This window comes from Chania multitudinisentens RB-25 (assembly GCF_000520015.2).
GTDB lineage: Bacteria > Pseudomonadota > Gammaproteobacteria > Enterobacterales > Enterobacteriaceae > Chania > Chania multitudinisentens.
Genome location: NZ_CP007044.2, coordinates 1,872,667 through 1,891,236, shown reverse-complemented (window position 1 = coordinate 1,891,236; position 18,570 = coordinate 1,872,667). Strand labels below are relative to the sequence as shown.

Annotated in this window: 15 protein-coding genes and 3 pseudogenes; 10 read left to right on the top strand and 8 right to left on the bottom strand. The window is 53.0% G+C overall.

Translation table 11 applies throughout. The features are described from left to right. Positions 1-160 precede the first annotated feature (160 nt). Positions 161-214 (bottom strand): annotated as a pseudogene (locus Z042_RS26845) (ESPR-type extended signal peptide-containing protein); the annotation flags it as partial. 132 nt (positions 215-346) lie between these two features. Between Z042_RS26845 and Z042_RS26840 the strand changes: the two are divergent. The 10 genes and pseudogenes from Z042_RS26840 to tnpB form a co-directional block, all read left to right on the top strand. Continuing rightward, positions 347-506 (top strand): annotated as a pseudogene (locus Z042_RS26840) (IS1-like element transposase); the annotation flags it as partial. Between the two features lie 1,081 nt (positions 507-1,587). Beyond that, entirely contained in the window at positions 1,588-2,091 is a 504-nt protein-coding gene (locus tag Z042_RS08405; RefSeq protein WP_024914134.1) for a CS1 type fimbrial major subunit, read from the top strand. Between the two features lie 256 nt (positions 2,092-2,347). Then, entirely contained in the window at positions 2,348-4,600 is a 2,253-nt protein-coding gene (locus Z042_RS08400; protein WP_024914133.1) for a TcfC E-set like domain-containing protein, read from the top strand. A 61-nt stretch (positions 4,601-4,661) separates the two neighbouring features. Continuing rightward, positions 4,662-5,336 carry a pilus assembly protein gene (locus tag Z042_RS08395; protein WP_037407420.1) on the top strand — a complete coding sequence of 225 codons (675 nt, stop codon included), beginning with the start codon at positions 4,662-4,664 and terminating at the stop codon, positions 5,334-5,336. Beyond that, entirely contained in the window at positions 5,305-6,000 is a 696-nt protein-coding gene (locus tag Z042_RS08390) for a fimbrial biogenesis chaperone (protein ID WP_024914131.1), read from the top strand. The genes Z042_RS08395 and Z042_RS08390 overlap by 32 nt, the downstream gene beginning before the upstream one ends. Positions 6,001-6,002: 2 nt before the next feature. Beyond that, a complete protein-coding gene (locus tag Z042_RS08385; protein ID WP_037407352.1) occupies positions 6,003-6,524 on the top strand; it encodes a hypothetical protein in 522 nt (173 codons plus the stop codon). 90 nt (positions 6,525-6,614) lie between these two features. Beyond that, on the top strand, positions 6,615-7,628 hold the full coding sequence (locus Z042_RS25910; RefSeq protein WP_154666911.1) for a hypothetical protein: 1,014 nt from the start codon (positions 6,615-6,617) through the stop codon (positions 7,626-7,628). 46 nt (positions 7,629-7,674) lie between these two features. Beyond that, entirely contained in the window at positions 7,675-8,445 is a 771-nt protein-coding gene (locus Z042_RS24900; protein ID WP_154666908.1) for a helix-turn-helix transcriptional regulator, read from the top strand. A gap of 441 nt (positions 8,446-8,886) precedes the next feature. After that, positions 8,887-9,795 (top strand): LysR substrate-binding domain-containing protein, encoded by a 909-nt coding sequence (locus Z042_RS08375; protein ID WP_024914128.1) that lies wholly within the window; start codon positions 8,887-8,889, stop codon positions 9,793-9,795. 315 nt (positions 9,796-10,110) lie between these two features. Continuing rightward, a pseudogene (tnpB, locus tag Z042_RS08370) lies at positions 10,111-10,317 on the top strand (IS66 family insertion sequence element accessory protein TnpB); the annotation flags it as partial. Between the two features lie 376 nt (positions 10,318-10,693). Here the strand turns inward: tnpB and Z042_RS08365 are convergent. The 7 genes from Z042_RS08365 to pilV all read right to left on the bottom strand — a co-directional run bounded on the left by Z042_RS08365 (position 10,694) and on the right by pilV (position 18,554). Then, complete coding sequence (locus Z042_RS08365) at positions 10,694-11,620, bottom strand: hypothetical protein (RefSeq protein WP_024914126.1); 927 nt, start codon at positions 11,618-11,620, stop codon at positions 10,694-10,696. 669 nt (positions 11,621-12,289) lie between these two features. Further along, positions 12,290-12,487 carry a hypothetical protein gene (locus Z042_RS24895; protein WP_025297179.1) on the bottom strand — a complete coding sequence of 66 codons (198 nt, stop codon included), beginning with the start codon at positions 12,485-12,487 and terminating at the stop codon, positions 12,290-12,292. A 10-nt stretch (positions 12,488-12,497) separates the two neighbouring features. Continuing rightward, entirely contained in the window at positions 12,498-13,037 is a 540-nt protein-coding gene (locus Z042_RS08360) for a single-stranded DNA-binding protein (protein ID WP_024914125.1), read from the bottom strand. A 97-nt stretch (positions 13,038-13,134) separates the two neighbouring features. Beyond that, positions 13,135-13,605: an STY4534 family ICE replication protein gene (locus Z042_RS08355; protein ID WP_024914124.1), complete on the bottom strand. Its 471-nt coding sequence runs from the start codon at positions 13,603-13,605 to the stop codon at positions 13,135-13,137. A gap of 442 nt (positions 13,606-14,047) precedes the next feature. Next, the gene (locus Z042_RS08350) at positions 14,048-16,054 is read right to left on the bottom strand and encodes a DNA topoisomerase III (protein ID WP_024914123.1); all 2,007 of its coding nucleotides are present in this window, start codon (positions 16,052-16,054) and stop codon (positions 14,048-14,050) included. 5 nt (positions 16,055-16,059) lie between these two features. Then, positions 16,060-16,887: a PFL_4669 family integrating conjugative element protein gene (locus tag Z042_RS08345; RefSeq protein ID WP_024914122.1), complete on the bottom strand. Its 828-nt coding sequence runs from the start codon at positions 16,885-16,887 to the stop codon at positions 16,060-16,062. Positions 16,888-17,162: 275 nt separating this feature from the next. After that, positions 17,163-18,554, bottom strand: a complete 1,392-nt coding sequence (gene pilV / locus Z042_RS08340; RefSeq protein ID WP_024914121.1) for a shufflon system plasmid conjugative transfer pilus tip adhesin PilV — start codon at positions 18,552-18,554, stop codon at positions 17,163-17,165. Positions 18,555-18,570 lie beyond the last annotated feature (16 nt).

The window sequence follows — 18,570 nt, the reverse complement described above, 5'->3', positions numbered from 1 at the left end:
CCTGCCCCCCTCCAGCCAACAAAAAAGTACAACTCAGTGATAATGCTAACGGTGATAATAATGGTCTTTCGGTCTTCACTCTTGTTTTCGTAACTCGCGTCTGCAATTGATTAGAACCCGCTACAACAGATTTTTTATGTGCACTGACCAGTTCACTTACTACTGCCCAAACCTGTAATGTAGTACTCCATATAACGCGATAAACTTTGTTCATATTTAACGTTTTCCTTTATGAAGATGGAACCCACTATCCCACCAAACACAATATCTTCTACTTACTGGTGATATCTCTAGTTGTTTGAGTCTGATGTATAATCAGGGTGTTAGAGGTGTGTTCATGGCCAGTATTAAAGAGAATATCGTTGATATGGTCTTCAGCGGGGCTGGTATTCGCGATACGGCAATAACGCTGAAAATTGGTATAAGCAGAGTTACCCGTACTTTAAAAACTCGCACCAAAGCGAATAACGTCTTCGCTAGTCAGCCATACTTATGTCGCTCTGATAGGCTTACGACATCAAAAGTCATTAGTAACTTCATTGAAAAACACATATTTTACTAACTGGAGTCATTACCCTCCAATTATTAGGCAATCGCATTTCCTTTCACTATAAGCTTAACTCTACCCTGACAATACGCAAGGAGCGTGGAGTAATTAAACCAGGCTCTGCGACATTAAGGTGCAGGTGGGTATAACGTTTTTAATTGGTTGAATTGTTAACGTCCATTGTCCGCGTTGTGATTCTTTTCTGGTTTACCGAGGCATCTCTATCTGTTGCATCGTATTAACGCAGAGAAGGCGAAAAAACAGGGACGCCTATTGTTTAGGCTGTCAAAAGATAAAATTACTCTGCCGATGACAATCTGTCACCAGTAAGATGGTGAAGTTGTCCTTTTCGTATCATCTGGCTCAGTTCGATGCGGACCAGGAATGTCTAGGCTCGTCGAAAGATTTGAATCCCGGCATTGGCCATATCCGTCGTGCAAGCGATTGGTCGAAAGGATGTGTGGATCGTGGCTGTCATGTGCCAACGACCTAGTTGCATCTGTCGCCAGCGTTGGCTGATTTTGATAATCGGCTCAATCAGCCTGTTCAAGCTTGTTACATATCTTCCCTTTTCTGTCACTACTACGCGGGTAAGATCATTCCGCTAACGCATTAGCGGATGCTACTCCGTTCATGCGAGAAGATTGGCCTCCTACAACCGTGGGGTATTCACTACGGCTAACGTATTGGACATATTATTCCAACAACAAAAAACTGTATTTATCAGCTCATTTCGCAAATCATCAGTATGATTTTATTGGTGCGATAACAAAAGTGTATACGGTATAGATAAAAAGCATCTTCCTTCAAGTAAGGATAAATCTTATAGTGCTGAACATTGAAAACGCATAAGTGACTTCTTGGCGCTTTTCAATATTACACGACTATATCATTAATTAATGATACTCAAGTAAACGAGCAATATTGCTAGTAACCATTTGTTGAAGAGTTATTACCTGCAATATCAGTTATTGAACGGAAACACAACAATACGTCTTAATAAAAAGGCGTTATGTTAATTTAACCAAAGGAAAGTAATAATGAAAAAGATTCTTCTGTCTGTTGTCGCTGCTGCTATTTTGTCTACCGGTATGGCGCACGCCGCTGAAGGCGTGAAAAAAGAAATCACTATCGTTGCCAATATCAATGATGCCATTTTTGTTTCCAAGCCAGACGGTAGCACCTGGTACGACAAAGAAGAATTGTTCGCCAAGGACTACACTCAAACTGAATTCACTTCCAACGATCTGCCAGTGCGTGTTTACACCACGGATAACGAAGTGAACGTGTCTTTGGTTCAACCACTGACCGTGAATCGTGCTGACGGTGCGCAACTGTCTGACGTTGCTATCAGCTTCGCGGGCAAGCCAGTGGTGCAAGGGACTGCATTGAAAGTCATCCAGACTTCAGTTGCACCAGGTGGCTACGACAACACCTATACCCTGAAAATCAATGCCAAAGCACCAACCAACATTGCTGCTGGCACAACCACGAACGGCGCATACCAGGGTGAGCTGGTTATGTTGTTCGAACCAAAGCCATAAGACTGCGCAGTAATACGTTTTTTAACGTTTATGTAATCTGATAAATAATAGGGTTATATTTTATAACCCTATTGCTTGCTCTACGCCGTATCTGCGTTCTATTTAACTTAAACAAATAGAATATCACTGCTCCTTATTGTCATCATTGTTAAGAGAAAGGCAGTAATAACGGATTAATTATTATTTCCTCTACGCTAATTAATAATTAATACGTTATTGGCAGTATTTTTACTCTACTAATTGGAAGCGGACTCTCATGGCCAACGTTATCCCAGGATGGGCAACCGGCTTATTGTTATTGACACCCTCGATAGCAACATATGCAAATAATGCTCAGATCGAATACCAAGTTCCTGCCGGTTTTTCCGAGACCGAGCAGGATCATTCCATGCAGTTTCTGGCCACGCTCGACAGCAAACCGCTCCCTGGCCCCATCAACTGGTCTGCCCAGAAAAACCGCCTGACCTTTGATGAAGCCCTGTTCCACCAGAACGGTGTCTTGCCCGAGCAGATTGACCTACTCAACAAGGTACTGACCCAGATCCCTTATGCGGTCTGCCCCAATGGCTGTGATTATACCGTCAATGGTCAAACCGTCTCGCTGGACAAGGTCAGGCAGTCGCTCACTATCACCGACGGCAAGAAGCGTTACGTGCAGCCCGAAACCATGATGGGCTTCATCCACAACCAGTCCCTGGACGTGCGCACCGCCTCCAACGAATACCAGGCTGTCTCCGCCTCCGGGCAGGGGTATCTGGGGTTGCCGGCGCAAAGCTACGCCTACCTCAACTGGTTCTATAACGACAGCAAGAACTTCGACACCCGCACCACCGACCAGGGGGTCAGTACCTGGTATCTGCAAAAGAACTTTGCCACCACCTACCTGCGTAGCGGCCGCCAGGACAGCCGTGACCTTGCCGCCGGCAGCGTCAGCACCTCGCTCAACCCCAGCTTTGACCAGTTTGTCACCTTGGGTAGCCAGGACAACCTGAAACGCGACAGCCAGTCCGCCGGCAGAATGGTGCTGTTCGCCACCGCCGACGGTGACTATGAATTCTACCGTGATGGCCGCCTTATCCGCCGCCTCCCGGCGGTGATTGGCCGTAACGAGATTGATTACAGCCAGCTCCCCGGCGGGTTCTACAGCGTGGAAATCCGTCTGGTCAACCGCAGTGGGCAAGTGGTCAGCACCGAGAACCAGCAGATTGCCAACCTCAGCTACGGCGGGGGCAGCGGCTGGTATCTCACCCTGGGTAAAGAACTGGATACCGAGAAGCATGTCCTCAGCACCGGGGCCAGCGTCCAGACCAACTGGTTTGCCTTGAGCAGTGCCTTGCTCAAGGGTACCGGCAGCGCCTGGGCGATGGAGCACAACATCACCCGCCCAATGCAAGTAGCAGACGTGGACATCACCCCGACGCTGGGCGTGATGGCCGGTGAGAAGACGACCGGGGGCTATGCCAGCCTGAACGCTGGTAATCAGCAACTGGGTTACCTGACCGCCTCGCAGTACCAGAACACCGCGGTGTCTGAGTTCTATCCGGCCAGCAACAGCACTGCGTTCGGCTACAGCCGCCAGTTCGGGCCAACCCGGCTGGGCTACAACTACAGCCGCTATGCCCGTAGCGAGCGCCACCAGCTGCAGAGTACCTGGAACTGGCGCGGTAACGGGGTGTGGGCGGTGATTTCTGCCGGGTTACAGAAAGGCGGGTATAACGACAGCAGCAACAATTACGGGTTGTACCTGAACACCACCATCATGCTTGACCGTAATACCGGCACGCTGAACGCCGCCTACAACAACGGCAAGCTGCATACCGGCGGCAGCTACACCCGCGAGTTTGAAGACAGCACCGGCACCACCTATGCCAGCGTGGACTTCAGCGAAATCGGCCGTAGCAATGCAGTGGGCCTGAACGCCCGGCGCAGCGGCACCCGTGGAGATGCCTCGGTGCGTGTTGGGGTAGATGACCATATCACCAGCGGCAGCTTCAACTACAACGGCATGCTGGCCGCCAGCCGCGACGGCATTGCGCTGGGGCGCACCAGCCCGAGCGGGGCGGCAATGCTGGTGACCACGCCGAAGCTGGGCGAGGCGAAATATGGCTTCAGGGTAGAGGGCCATCCGGTAGCAGGTGGCAGCACCTATGCGGTGCCGCTGGCGAGCTATCAGGACGTAACCTTTGCCCGTGCACAAACGGTGGATGCGGGGATGGACATGAATATCCGCCTGCCGGCCAACGTGGTGCGCGCCCATCCAGGGCAGGTGTATCCGGTGCGGGCTGAGGTGGAGATGAACCTGCTGTACAACGGTTTCCTGGTGGACAACCGCGGCGTACCTGTGAGCGGCACGGTGAACGAGACGGGCGATACGGTCTACCCGAACGGCCTGTTCTCGGTGGCCTCATCGACCCTGATTACCCACATTACCGTCACCAGCAAACAGGGGCAGTATCGCTGTGACCTGACACAACCGAAAGATAAACGCTATATGTGCGTCGCGGGCTGAAGCGCGCCGCCTAGAACAGGACAGATTTAACGTGAGTAACCGTATGAAACCGATAATGAACATGCTGTGCCTTCCTCTGCTGAGCAGCCTGCTGATGGTGAGCAGCCTGGTGCAGGCCGATGGTCAGTTAATGGTGATGCCAGCACGCAGCACCGTGGAAGGGGAGCAGACGCGCACCGTACAGGTTAGCAACCTGGGTGACAAACCCCTGTATCTGAAGGTTGACCTGATGCGCCTTGATAACCCGGGTGAAAACCCAGAGCGCAAAACGGCGATGGGTGACATTACCCTGCCGGAGATGATGGTGAGCCCGGCCAAACTGACGCTGGGGCCGGGGCAAAAGCGTGATATCAGCCTGGTGGCGCTGAAGTCCCCCGCGCGCGAAACCCTTTACCGACTGTATATCGTACCCGTCTCCAGCATCAAAGTGATAGGGGAAGAGAGCAAAGACAAAATCAGTGCGCCGCTAACCTTTGGTGTGGCCTATGGCGTGCTGGTGCATCACCTGCCACCGAGTGGTGCCCAGACCCGCGGTTGGACGCACCAATGCAGCGCGGGTGGGGTACAACTGACCGCCAGCGGGAACGTCCATTCCCTCTTCGGCGCATTGCAGGGTACACCGACAGGCAGTGTGTCTGGCGAGCAGAAAGTGTTCCCCGGTACGCCGCGTGTGTTCCCGGTAACCCAATTGAAAGGAAATGCCGATGGCAAGCCGTTTGACGTGCGCTGCCCGTAAGGTTGCGGGGCTGTTACTGTGCACCCTCCCCTGGGGAGCGGCAAAGGCGCTGATTGATATCAGCCCGAAAATCATGGCAATGGATAGTGAGCACACCACTGTGCAAGTGAGCAATACCGGGGATACACCGGAGTTTGTCGAAATTACGCTGTTTCAGGTCGCTAATCCTGGCGTACCGCCGGAAGAGGAACAACTGATACCGCTGGGGATAGTGAAAGATCCTTACCTGTATGCGACGCCGTTCAAGCTGTCGCTGGGGCCACGGCAGCAAAAGCCGGTGCAGTTGAAAGCGCTGAACATCCCTGAACAGGAAAAGGTCTACCGGCTGGCGGTGATACCGCAACAGAACGCCCGTATTCAGGGAACGCAGGACAACGTGATGCTGGTCAACCTGGGGTTCAAGGGGCTGATACGTCAATTGCCTGCAACCCAAACTGCTACCTGGCAACACCGCTGCACAACCGAGGGTTTGCAACTGGAAGCCACCGGCACAGTACGGGTGGAGTTCAGCGAGCTGAAACAGAATGGCCAGATAGCCGATGATTTTAATGTCTATCCAGGTACACCCCGGCAAATAGCGGCACAACAGCTGATGGGCCAGGCGGAAGGCAAGTCGTTCAACCTGCAATGCGGTAGAGAAAAGCAGATAACCAAGGGAAGATGACCATGAAGGGATGGCAACAGGTGATGGCGGCATGGCTGCTACTGGCGGGAAGTATGGTGCAGGCGGCGGAGACGACACTGGGTGGCGTACCGGTGGCAGTGACCCTGACCAATCTGCCGAAAATTACGGTGGAGAAGCCGGGGGGTGGCTGGTACGACACCGTGACGCTGAGCAACAGCGCGGGCAGTGATATCACGCGCTATCGGGCGCAGGTGCCGATTGAGGTGAAAATACGTAATGAGCGCGACTTCCGAGTCTCGCTGATGAATCCGCTGGTGCTGACCCATGAAACTCAACCGGGATTGGCGTTCACCACCGAGGAGGTGGCGTTTGGCCGCGATGCGGGGAGCTTGCTGGCTCTGGGTACCGCACCGGTGGATTTTAGCAATCCGGCAGTGGTGGGGGATACCTCAATGGGCAGTTATCTGCTCTCGGTGTTGGCACGGCAACCGCTGGGGGTGCTGGGCACGATATCGGGGAATTATGTGGGCCAACTGGTACTGATGTTTGAAGTGAAAGTGTAAGGCAGCGGCTCAACATAGTGGTTGGACCCCGTAAGAAATAACATCTCGGTGTTCTCTAAAAGAATGAGAAATAAAATGAAGATAAAGATAATGAAAAACCTGTTTCGAATAATAATCAGCAGTCTGATTATATTTACTACTCCTGCATTCGCCTATCAATATTTAGGAAATATTACCAGTTGCGATATTGTCAATATTGGGCCTAGTAAATGGAAAGCTTCATTCAGGTTTGTGGTCAGTGCTTGCTCTACCTGTGCAGACTCAAGTGAGAACTGGTTCTCCATGGCGCTTCCTACGCGTAATGCAGCCGGAAAACCTATAGCGAATGCTTTTGCTGCCGTAGCTGGCTGGGAAAACCTTGTTTTAAGCTCAACTTATACCACATCAATTATATCGCCAAATTTAATATCGATTAAAGGTAGAAATGATTCTGCCGTTATTGGCACGTCTACAAATGTTTCGGTTGAATTCAGTACGGCGGCAAATAATGGTTACCCAGCCCTTCTGGTTAGACATTATAATTCCCTGGTTACTGGCTCGGGGACTGTAACAATTGTTTGGGTGACGCCAGGTTCCTGTGTATTGGGAGGTCAACCGCCAATGTTGCCACCTATCGATGAGTTGGAAACACCAGAGCCCGCATTTACGCTGAAATCAGCAGTCTGGCAGTTGGAGTCGGCCGATGTGGCCGATGTACCGGATGTGTCTGCGGCCGGGAATGGCCATATCGCCACGATAAAGAACATCGCCAATAACAACCTGTGTATGAGCTATGTGACTAATGGCATAAAAAAGAACACCTATGCTTTGGCAGTCACCAACAGTTCCAGCACCCAGAGTGGGCGTAATCTGTTTACCATGCAGGGTGGAAGCAGTTCGTTATTTTATCATCTGCAACTCACCAGTAATGATGGTGTGACAGGTAGTAACTATGATTTTCCCTCAGCGACAACAAAATATATTAACCTGTCGCAAGCCGCCAGCAGTGTCGATAAACGGAGTGAAATGTGTTGGACACCGAAAATCAGCCTGTTCAGGAATGGCTCTACCAGTGTTGGTATGCATTCCGATACGTTGAGTTTTGTGGTTATTCCCAAGGCATAAATGGTATTGGTTTAGTTGAAAACCTTTGTCTCTTTTGGGGGCGGTTGTGGTTAAAAATAAGATAATCATTCAGTGCCCATGCCACTATACACGGATGGGTATTGAGGGGCTTTTTCATCATTCAGAGTTTTCGAAAAGTTGTGATGTTATTGCGAGTATCAGCGACCTTGAACGTTGTGGTGGCTATTTAAAGGCATTTCCAGTTGTGGATATAATGGTATTAACGTTAAGCAGTCTGGTGAAAAAACCGACTTATACCTTGCGGCTGCTCGGTGAAGACATATTGCGGTACCATCCCAATTCTAAGGTGTTGCTGATTGTCGATGTGATGTTTATTGGGGGAATGACTCGCTATCTTTTGGGGCTTAAGAATACCAAGGCTGTTTTGGATGTTTCTGCTTCACTGGAAATACTACAGAATCAGTTATTGAATTTTTTTCAGCCTTGTATGGAACTGGATACATCTAACCATAATACGGAGCGTTCACTTTCTTTACGAGAAATGAACGTATTGCGGCGCTTATTAGAAGGGCAAAGCTCAACGAGTATTGCTCGTGATTTGCAACTCAGCCCCAAGACTATTAGTCACTATAAACGCTCGGCATTGATAAAATTAGGAATTCGTTCATTACAACCACTTATGATAAACGATCATAGTAAAAAAATAATGAGTGGTGAATTAGAATCACTCATTACGGAAAGTAATCAAGTTGGAAAGTATATTAGTACTTTGCCTGTATCCAAGTTAATCCGAATAAATAGCATATCATCAGTAGATTGTATTATTACATCAAATTCATATTGTAATGTTTCGTAACTTACTCCGAAAACGATGCTATACTAAACAGGAGTATGTGATCTTTCTTTAGTCTTACAGAAAGACTCGGTAGCTGTGAGAAATCACGTTATCTTGATGAAATGTGTTTAGTTTAAGCATGTGAATTTCTGAAGCCACGTTTTAAAATTGCCAATGAAGTCAGTAAAGACTCGTTAGTTTGGGAACCACAGAGGCTGTGGCGGTTACGCCAATTGAGCGGATGAAAACGTTTACTGGATGATATATAGGAAAAACTCTCTCACTGGCGGATGGCATGCCATCATAAAATTTTTAAATCACATGATGTTGATAGAGCTAATTAGGTATCACCATAAAGATAAAAATTTTAATTCAATACTGCGTTGATTCTAAGTTCGAGGCAGTACGCTAAAAATAGGTTAAGCAGTGGGGCAGTAATAGGTGTAAATTAGTTGAGGTATTATGAGATACTTACCAAAGCTACAGCAACTTCAAGCATTTCAGGCGGTGATCCTACACGGTAGCATTCGCGCTGCAGCCAAGGCACTTGCTCAATCACAACCAGGGGTCACACGCAGTTTGCAAGAATTAGAGCAACTATTAGATACGGCATTGGTGACAAGAGGTAGCGCCGGTGTTATACCTACTAAGGCGGGGCAATTATTTAATTCGCGCCTTGAGTTGATATTCAATGAGTTAGAGCGTGCTTTGGATGAGCTTGAGCACTTCAATCAATCTGCATCAGGAGCCGTGGTTGTTGGATTATCAGTAGTACCTATTTTAACCATACTCCCTAATGTCCTAAAAAGATTTAAAAAGAAATATCCCAGATCAAACTTTACTAATATGGAGGGACAAATATCCGAATTATTACCATTACTACGAAGCGGCAAGTTGGATTTTGCAATAGGTGCACACATCCCGTCAGAATATCTTAGTGGTTTGGTGCAGGAATCATTATTCACTGCACCGTATGCTGTATGTGCTCGTAAAGGGCATCCATTAGCGGATTGTACCTCATTAGAGGATTTACAAGATGCTGATTGGTATTTGCCTGTGACCACAATGGGTCACTACAATCGATTCGAATTAATGATGTTTGGTCAAAATTATAAACATAAATCGATCATGCGGGGGACTGGCACCGCAGCGTTCCAAATGGCGATTAAGGAGGATTATCTTACTATCAGTGCTAGACCAATTCTTCATTCAACATTTTTCGCACAATACCTTTGTACCATCCCTGTAAAAGAGAGTATTCCGGATGCTGAGTTTAGCCTGATCTATTCTTCTGAACGACCTTTAACTTTTATTACAAGAGAGTTAATGAATGAATTCCGTTTGGAGTGTAAGGAATATACATGGGATTGAATTTGTATACAGAGTCATATTCCCCAGAATACATAAGCGAACAGTGAGCCACGCTGGCGATCGTTAGTGATGCGACCTGATGGGTGCCCACTTTCTCTAACGGGGGGTATCCACAGCGGGATCACCCTTTCCGTTCTCTGTACTTGGGATCCGTTTTCCAAGCGGTCTCTGATTGACTTTCTTCGAAGATGGATAATTCAACTTTACCGTGACTAGTGTCAATCAGGCGTAATTCATCATGAAGACGGTGTTTTTCACTTTTCCACTATGTTCGGCATAACTCAGTCCGGTTGGGTTGTTTGTTCATAATAGTGTGGGCGCCGGGGTGACATGATTAAAGTCCTGTGGGCTGATGCTGACGGCCTGTGCCTGTTCATCAAACGGCTGGAGCGTGGGCGCTTCGTCAGGCCTGTGACCCGCGATGGAAAAGTTCATCTGACACCCGCCCAGCTCTCCATGCTGCTGGAAGGCATAAACTGGAAGCACCCGCAGCGTATGGAACAACCTAGCCTACGGATATAACCTGCTGTAATATAGGAGAATGGATCGTTCACTCCTCAACGAAGTTCCTTATCCAGTCCTGTACGTGGTATGACATGCTCGTCCTCCCTGATGAAAACAATATGCGCACACGGTAGCGTGCCCAGTTCTGTCTGGCAGTGTGGCATTCATGTGTCCCCCACTACTCGGTCTTGTCTGCCTATCTATTGGAAAAAATTACGATTTTTACCGAAAAGAAGTAAAGGTGGGTTCTGTTAGAATCCTTGCAAATACAGCAGAACCTTCTGGGGAAGTGTTTATCCTACCCAGGCTTAAAATATTTTCTGTCCTTCCCTGCAACATAAAAAACCCCGCCCTGTTACAGGAATGGGGTTTTCATAAAGGCATCGGTTTCACGTCAGGCTGCCTGCGTCTCCAAATGTTTGGTCTGGGGCAGTGCGATAACATTCGCGGTCGGTACCGCGTTAAACTGCTCGCGTACCCAGACGATGGCGTCACGGACAACGTCGCCATAGTCACGGCTGACGATGGCCTGCACGTTGTCCACTTCCATATCGGCAGTAAAGGTTTTCAGTATCACCCCGTTGTTGAACACCACCCGGGCTTCCAGCATCACGGGCGTAAACAGCCCGTCAGCAACCTGATCAACGTACAAGGCCAGGTAATCCGGGTCGAACTCATCCACATCAAGGTCGCCCAACGCCTGGGAGTGACAAATCACCTCAATACGCCCCAATGGAACGGTGAACGTTCGAACCCAATCGGATCCAACATGACTTTTCAGCCTAAAATCACTGAGCCGCACAAAACAGGCCTGGCAAATATCGGCCATCTGTTTGGCCAGGTAGTCCATAAACCGCGTCCAGTAAGGCACCGTGGCGGCAAAGGCCTCCAGGCTGAGTTGCTCGGCAGGCGGTAACCGGTGCTGCCCCGTGGCCTTCAGGTAGACCTCTTCGTCCAGCGACAATAGCGCCTGGGGTTCGGGTTGCATCAGCATATCAAAACGCCCGCTGCTGGCCGGGTGGGTGAACGGCAGGCATGCCGCATTCTGCTCCTGTTGATACAGCGCGTCAAAACCGCTGATCCAGAGCCGGAGATAACGATCACTTTTGCGGCATTTCTCCTGGTTACCCGGCTTTTCTGCCAGCGTTTCCAGCAACCGGGCCAACACCGACAGCAACCGTGGTGCACGAAAAAGAATACGGGTATTCACGTAGTCGCGCAGACTGTCGGAGAACGACCAGTCGATTTCCTCGCTGTCCAGCTCAAGCCCGAGGGCGCTAAAACGGTGGGCAATATAAAAATCGATTAACGATAAAGACATGGGGAACACTCCTGGCAGGCATCCTCCCCGAGGGGGGGCATGCCCCCTGTTGGGTTTAAAAAGAAGGGTTCAGGCCGCCAGGCGGCCTTTTAAAGCAGTAGGGATTGCATCAGACCCCGGGGATCAGAGCCTCGATCGCCCGGGCCTGGTTTCGTCAAGACCTCCCATCGGTATCACCCCCTCGGTTTGAGACCGCGTGAGAATGGCGACGAGGGGTATGTTTTGCCACAAACGTCATCAGGGCACGCCAGTATTGGCACACTCTCAGGGGTAAGCGGCACATCAGGTACAGCGCAGGCATCAGTTCAGTCCAACAGACACGCCCTGCTGCCATGATGTGGTGCCCAGCCCAGCGGACAGTCCAGTAACAGCCTGGGAATGCGTGTTTTAGTTGCCAGTGGTGTCTCAAATGCCAGGCCAGCATCAGGTGTGACAAAAAAGGAAGACGTGCAGGGCGAAATGTGGTTTTCATCATGGTTCTCCAACATGAGAAAGAGAACCCGCCTGAAGGCAGGTTCCCTTCAGGGTGAATACAGTAAGGTAATAAAACAGCGAGCCCGGATTAATCAGGATAAGATCTGTCATTCGTGAGCGGCTGTACAAGCGCCAGTAAAACCGGCGCCAGGGGTGAAAAAAATACAGATTGCAAAGGAAGAATCAACCCGGCTATCAAAACCGTCGCTGATGCCACGTTCCCGCAAGTAAAGCCTTGTCTGCTTCACCACGCGAGCGCCAGTATTCCTGTGACTCGCGTGAAAAAGGCATGCCGTCCTCCGTCGTGCCGAGATAAAATCCGTTGCGACTGCGGAGCACCTGGAGCGGCAATGTCTTACCGCACTGTGTCAACGCCAGATAGCCTTCAGCCATAGACAGCACCTCAGGACGTCGCGTAGAGACAATGTCGTGCGACACCGTGGCCCCGCGGAGCGAACGGGATGTCGTCGTCAAAATCCATCGGCGGTTCATTGCCGGCAGACTGCTGTGGCGGTTGCCCGCTGTGTGTCGGCTGCTGAGGTTGCCCCCAACCGCCCTGCGGGGCGTTCGTTCCCGCACCACTGCTGTTCTGTGGCCGGCTACCCAGCATCTGCATCGTCCCACTCTGCCCGACATTGACTTCGGTGGTGTAACGATCCTGACCGGACTGATCCTGCCACTTCCGGGTCCGTAACTGGCCCTCAATGTAGATTTGAGAGCCTTTGCGCAAGTATTCGCCCGCCACTTCAGCCAGCTTGCCGAAGATGACCACCCGGTGCCATTCGGTGCACTCTTTCTGCTCACCGGTGGCTTTGTCACGCCAGGACTCCGAGGTGGCCAGTGACAAGGTTGCCACCGCCCCCCCGTTCGGCATATACCGTACATCCGGATCCTGACCCAGATTACCCACTAAAATGACTTTGTTGACGCCGCGTGATGCCATGATAGAACTCCATAGATTGTCTGGAGAGCACGCCCCACCGGGAAAGTGCTCCCGGGGGAAGTGTCAAAGTGAAACAAGGTGAAATAAAGAAGGCGATTCAGAACTGATCGGCAGACCAGGATTGAGCCGGTTGGGGTGTCTCTTCAGCCGGGACCGGTGTCGATGCCGATTCTGTCGTCTTCTCAGACTGGTAAACCATCTCAGTGCCGACTTTTATCCAGTCCACCTTGATCAGACGGGCCTTGAGCGACACACGCTGTTCACCTGCATGATCACCTTTGGTCAGGGTGAAAATGTCGTGGTTCAGGTTGCTCAGGCGAAAACCCATCAGCACCTTCTTGTTCTCCGCCACCGCTTTGCGGCAACGTTTCACCAGGTCTTTGGCTTCTTTGCCCGTCACCACAATGTCAAAACGCGTGTATTCCGGTTTGTCCGTCGGGCCGCTGAGGGCATTGAGCGTGCAGCACAGCATGGAACCACTGTTGCGCCCCTCAATGTCACGAATGTTGTTGAGGTAGCCCAGGCCATTGATGTGTAGATTGAAAAAACCCGCATTGGATGCAGTCATGATGTCTTTCTCCTAATTTCCGGATGAATAAAAACGAAAAAGGGAGAAACTTGCCCCCTGAAGGGATAGTTTTCCCCCAGTGGGTCGCTGATGATGTGTGGCGTAACAAAACAGGGAACTTGAGACGAACGCTGTTTGTGGCCAGATAAGGTAGATTCAAAGACGGCAAGAGAGCCGCCTGCAGGTATAGAACACCTCCACCATGCACGTTGCCAGCATGGCATCCGTTTCCAGAGATTAAACGGATTTCAAGGGTTGTAGCCACCCGAAGGCATCAGTCGCAGGCTACACCGCTGTCCTTATGATTTTGGCGTTGTGATCACCCGAAGGCGCTTCTCGCAGATCACTCGTACCACTCCCGGTACTGGAAACATTGGCGGCTGTCGATGACAGCGAGTTAACAGGCCAATTTCATAAAATAACTGCACAAAAGTCAACCGGTTTATGCCGGTTTCTTTTTCTTGCGTGAGCGGGCCCCCTTTCCGGCCCCCGCTACCGCATGAACCCCTTTACAATCCGGATAACGCAGGCAACTCCAGAACGCCCCCTTCTCCCCCCTGCGCTGGCGCATCTTGCCGCCACATACCGGACAGGGTGGCGACGGCGGCATCGGGATGGTGACCGTCTTGCCCTGGGCCTGCACCACCAACTGCTGCACCCACTGATATTGGCGCGCCATAAATGTCTCCAGCGTCATCCTGCCTGCTTCGATATCATCCAGCGCCTGCTCCCACAGCGCGGTCAACCCCGGCTCCTGCAACGCTATCGGCAACGCATCGCACAACGCCTGCCCGACCGGCGTTGACTGCAGGTATTTTTTCTTTTTCACCACAAACTGCCGGGCCTGCAGGACGTTCAGTATCTCTGCCCGTGTCGCCTCGGTGCCCAGACCCGCATTCTCCTTCAACACGGCCTTCAAACGCGGGTCGGTCACCAGCCGGCTGACGTTCTTCATTGCCCCCAGGAGCGTCCCCGGGGTATAGGGCTCCGGCGGGGAGGTGACCTTCGCCTGCACCTCCGCCTGCTGCACCGCCACCGCCATCCCCTCCTGCAGGGGCGGCAGGTGCCGGGTGGCTGGCGCGTCTTTTTCCGCCTCCTCGGTTGGCGCGTCCATGAACAGCGCTCTCCAGCCGGCGTCAATCAGCCTGTCACCACTGGCGGTAAACACCTGACCACCACAGACCAGCACCACGGTGGTCTTGTCCACCTGGTACGCCGGCAGGAACTGCGCCAGGTAGTGCGTGCGTATCAGGCCATACACCCGCCGTTCACTCTCGCTCATTGTCGACAGGTCACAGGCCTGGCGCGTCGGAATGATACCGTGGTGTGCCGTCACTTTCCCGTCATCCCAGACCCGGGACTGCTGTTGTCGGTCAAGCCGCGCCAGAACCGGGGCCAGTGACGGGTCGGACTGTGCCAGTGCGGCCAGCACGTCCGGCACCTCGCTCAACATCGAGGTCGGCAGGTAACCACAGTCGGTTCGCGGATACGTCGTCGCCTTGTGGGTCTCATACAGCGCCTGCGCGACCCCCAGCGTCTCGGACACCGCCATATCCCATTTCCTGGAGCAGACCTGCTGCAACGTCGACAGATCAAACACCTTTGGTGCTGCCGTATTTTTGCGCTCCGTGCGCAAGCTGTGCACCTGCGCCTGACCACTCTGCTGACACAGTTGCACCACCTGCTGGGCCACCGCCTGCTGCAGACAGCGTTTCTCCTCATCACAGTACGCGGCAGCCGGTACCCATTGCACCCGAAAAGCGGGCTGACCGGCATTGCCCAGCGTCAGCTCGACCTGCCACCAGGGGGTCGGGACAAAACCGGCTATCAGCCGGTCACGGTCAACCACCAGACGCAAGGTGGCCGTCTGCACCCGCCCGACCGACAACACCCCGTCATACCCACTTTGAGCCCCGAGCAAAGTATAAAGCCGGGTCATGTTCATGCCGACGGTCCAGTCCGCCCGGCTGCGGGCCAGGCCCGCATGGTAAAGGGGCAGGGTGTTGGCCCCCGGTTGCAGGTTGGCCAACCCCGCCTGGATGCTGGCGGTATCGAGGGCGGAGATCCACAACCGCTCCAGCGGCCCGCGGTAGCCGCAGGTTTCCAGAATTTCGCGCCCCAACACCTCGCCCTCCCGGTCGGCATCGGTGGCCAGCACCACGCTGTCGGCCTGGGCCAGCAGCTTTTTTATCACCGCAAACTGCGCGCTGGCCTCTTCTTTGACGGCCAGTTGCCAGGTCTGCGGTAACACCGGCAGCACATCCAGACGCCAGGGAGGGCCATACTCGGCACCGTAATGTTCCGGGGGCACCTGTTCCAGCAGATGCCCGAATGCCCAGGTCACCACGTAGCCATTGCCCACCATCATCCCGTTGCCCCGCTGGCGGGCCCCGAGGACGGCAGCAATGTCTTTTCCCTGAGAGGGTTTTTCACACAGAAACAGTTGCATCCCGGTCAGGCCTCCGGAGTGGCAAGCTGGCCAGGGGGCAGAATGGCCTCGCCCTGCTCACCCCTCTCATCCGATGGCTCCCCCGCCGGGTCGTCATCAGGTACCGCGCCAATGTCAGCCGACGCCGCCATCGCCTGCAGTACACTGACGGTCTGGGCGTTCAACGCGGGCGAGAAGGACGAGCGGTGACGTCCCCAGAACACATCTTCATCCGGGGGCCCCCAACGACGGGCGGCTTCCTGGGCCAGCGCGGTCTGGGCCATGACATCTTTGCGGGTGATCCCATCATGGCGATAGTTCCAGTCACGAACTTGCGTAAAGATTTGCCGGATAATTTTTCCGGCATCGCGTAACATCCGCGCCTTCGTCCCCTCATCGATCAGCCCCAGCCCAAACGCCTGCAGACAATACATCGCAATTTCATCGTATTTCAGAAACAGATAGAAGCAGCGGGAGCCCAGCGGGGTTAACGTGAAAGCTGGCAACTTTAACGGCTCCGTTGAATTCACCTCAGACACGGTTAATCCCCGGGGACATTGTTCAAGAATATGGCTCATGTTCTGGTACAACGCAGACATGCGGCTTTCTGCACTTTTGATTTGCTCTTCAAGGTGATACGTCATCTGATCGGCATAAGGATCATCTGCACGCGACCCCGCCTGCATGCGAACCAGTCGGGAAAGAAAATGATTCATACCTGGAATGGCCCCGCCACCACCGCTGCGTCCCTGCCAAAGGCGGTAGGCATAGAGTGTATTCAGGGTGACGGTGATATCAGAGCGCAGTGCCCCGGGCCGTTGCGGTTGTGATGCTGGTATTTTCTTGTCGGTCATAACCCGTTCCTCGCGGTGAAAATGTGAATGGACAGATAGCGAACGTAGAATGACCAGCCCCCCGCCAGGCCACCACAAACAAATCCGCGCACCCTGCCGGAATTTAATTTTCCATCCTGTTCAATGATGGGCCTGTCGATGCCTGTGGCTGTCCGTTGAGCCGAGATGTTGACATGGAGAGGAACACGAGGGGGTAGTCAGGGTGTTCTGTGTCCGGGGCAAGGTGTCTGGCTGGCTGACGTACCGCCAGACACCGTGCATTCAGCCGGTGAACGTCAACTGGTCAAGTCAACGCGGATATCACTGCCCCCATGGTAGGCGGCCCCTTCCAACACCACCGACACCACGCTGTCTGCATTCAGCTCAGCCGCAAACTGCTGCTGTACCACACCAACCGTCTGATACCCCCAGTAATGTCCTCTGGAGCCACTTTTAGAGACAACCAGCCGGTTATCCACAGTCCCTATCCGGATACCGTCCACATAGACACCAAACGTGGCCGTCGACGTATGTGAGCCATCAGAAGGAATAAACAGTGAGGACACCGTCACCAATATCAGCGTATAACGCCCGTTGGCCGTCACCACCAGGTTGTCTCGCCCGACCCGTGACAGACCGCCCCCCAGGCTTCCCCGCCACACGCCGGATTGACAACTCAGCGTGGCCCCTTGCCCGTCGCGGCTCAGCAACCCGTTCTGGTCACAGGCCGTCCCGGCAACCGACACCCTGTCCAGCGCCACAAACTCCTGCGCCGTGAGCCGCCCTTCCGACACCACCGTCCCCCCCCTGACCTGCCCCGTGGTCAGAATGCCCTTCCCGTTCAGCGACTTCACCCAGTCATTGTCATCCTGGTAAAATCCCCCGCCGTGCGCCACATTCATCCAGCCGGCATTCCCCCCGGTCGTAAACCACCCGCCCGTGCTGTTGACATCACCACTGAACGTCCCCGTCCGGGCACCGACATCGTTCGCTGACACCAGCGAATGGCCATTCATGTCGATGGCCGTGTGCATCCGGTTCAAATCCGGGCGACCATTGACCTGGAAACGGTACAACCGGTCGCTCTCCTCACGCGCCGCCAGCAGCTCATCCGCCGTCAGCAACACCGCCAGATGCCCTGACGCCGTCGACACCCCGAACTGGCTCACCGGGACCGTCCAGCCTCCAAACGCCCCGGTGGCGTTCGTGCTCTCATACACATACCCGCCCAGCCCCTCGATGTCCTGGGCTATCAGACGCAGTGCCTTGTACGCCAGCGCACTGCCGTCCATCGTCACCAGCAACCCCTCCAGCCGGGTGCTGTCCTGGCTGTTACGGACCACCGCCACCTGGTAATCCTGTCCGTAGCTGTTGGTATCCCCAAACCCGGCGGTTAAAAAACCGGTATTGCGCAGCATCGCCGGCGTAATGATGGCCGGTGTGGTCGTCGTGGCCACCGCCAGCAACGCATCCTGATACCGCCCGATATACCCCACCGCCGCCGTCTTGACCCGGGTGGTATGGTGGGCTATCACCTGGTACTCCTTTTCTTCCAGATACTGGGCATAGCGCTCACCCGCGTAATACACCGCCATCATCACCAGCAGCAGGACGATACCTACCTCCATCGCCAGCCATCCCCGGTCAGGCTGCTCCGCCACGGACTCTGTCATCACGGTACTGCTCATCAGGTTATTCCTCTCG

What these genes read in the sequence shown, in the direction of transcription:
- Z042_RS08405 (WP_024914134.1), top strand. Translation starts at nt 1,588, where the DNA reads ATGAAAAAGATTCTTCTGTCTGTTGTCGCTGCTGCTATTTTGTCTACC.
- Z042_RS08400 (WP_024914133.1), top strand. Translation starts at nt 2,348, where the DNA reads ATGGCCAACGTTATCCCAGGATGGGCAACCGGCTTATTGTTATTGACA.
- Z042_RS08395 (WP_037407420.1), top strand. Translation starts at nt 4,662, where the DNA reads ATGCTGTGCCTTCCTCTGCTGAGCAGCCTGCTGATGGTGAGCAGCCTG.
- Z042_RS08390 (WP_024914131.1), top strand. Translation starts at nt 5,305, where the DNA reads ATGGCAAGCCGTTTGACGTGCGCTGCCCGTAAGGTTGCGGGGCTGTTA.
- Z042_RS08385 (WP_037407352.1), top strand. Translation starts at nt 6,003, where the DNA reads ATGAAGGGATGGCAACAGGTGATGGCGGCATGGCTGCTACTGGCGGGA.
- Z042_RS25910 (WP_154666911.1), top strand. Translation starts at nt 6,615, where the DNA reads ATGAAAAACCTGTTTCGAATAATAATCAGCAGTCTGATTATATTTACT.
- Z042_RS08375 (WP_024914128.1), top strand. Translation starts at nt 8,887, where the DNA reads ATGAGATACTTACCAAAGCTACAGCAACTTCAAGCATTTCAGGCGGTG.
- Z042_RS08365 (WP_024914126.1), bottom strand. Translation starts at nt 11,620, where the DNA reads ATGTCTTTATCGTTAATCGATTTTTATATTGCCCACCGTTTTAGCGCC.
- Z042_RS24895 (WP_025297179.1), bottom strand. Translation starts at nt 12,487, where the DNA reads ATGGCTGAAGGCTATCTGGCGTTGACACAGTGCGGTAAGACATTGCCG.
- Z042_RS08360 (WP_024914125.1), bottom strand. Translation starts at nt 13,037, where the DNA reads ATGGCATCACGCGGCGTCAACAAAGTCATTTTAGTGGGTAATCTGGGT.
- Z042_RS08355 (WP_024914124.1), bottom strand. Translation starts at nt 13,605, where the DNA reads ATGACTGCATCCAATGCGGGTTTTTTCAATCTACACATCAATGGCCTG.
- Z042_RS08350 (WP_024914123.1), bottom strand. Translation starts at nt 16,054, where the DNA reads ATGCAACTGTTTCTGTGTGAAAAACCCTCTCAGGGAAAAGACATTGCT.
- Z042_RS08345 (WP_024914122.1), bottom strand. Translation starts at nt 16,887, where the DNA reads ATGACCGACAAGAAAATACCAGCATCACAACCGCAACGGCCCGGGGCA.
- pilV (WP_024914121.1), bottom strand. Translation starts at nt 18,554, where the DNA reads ATGAGCAGTACCGTGATGACAGAGTCCGTGGCGGAGCAGCCTGACCGG.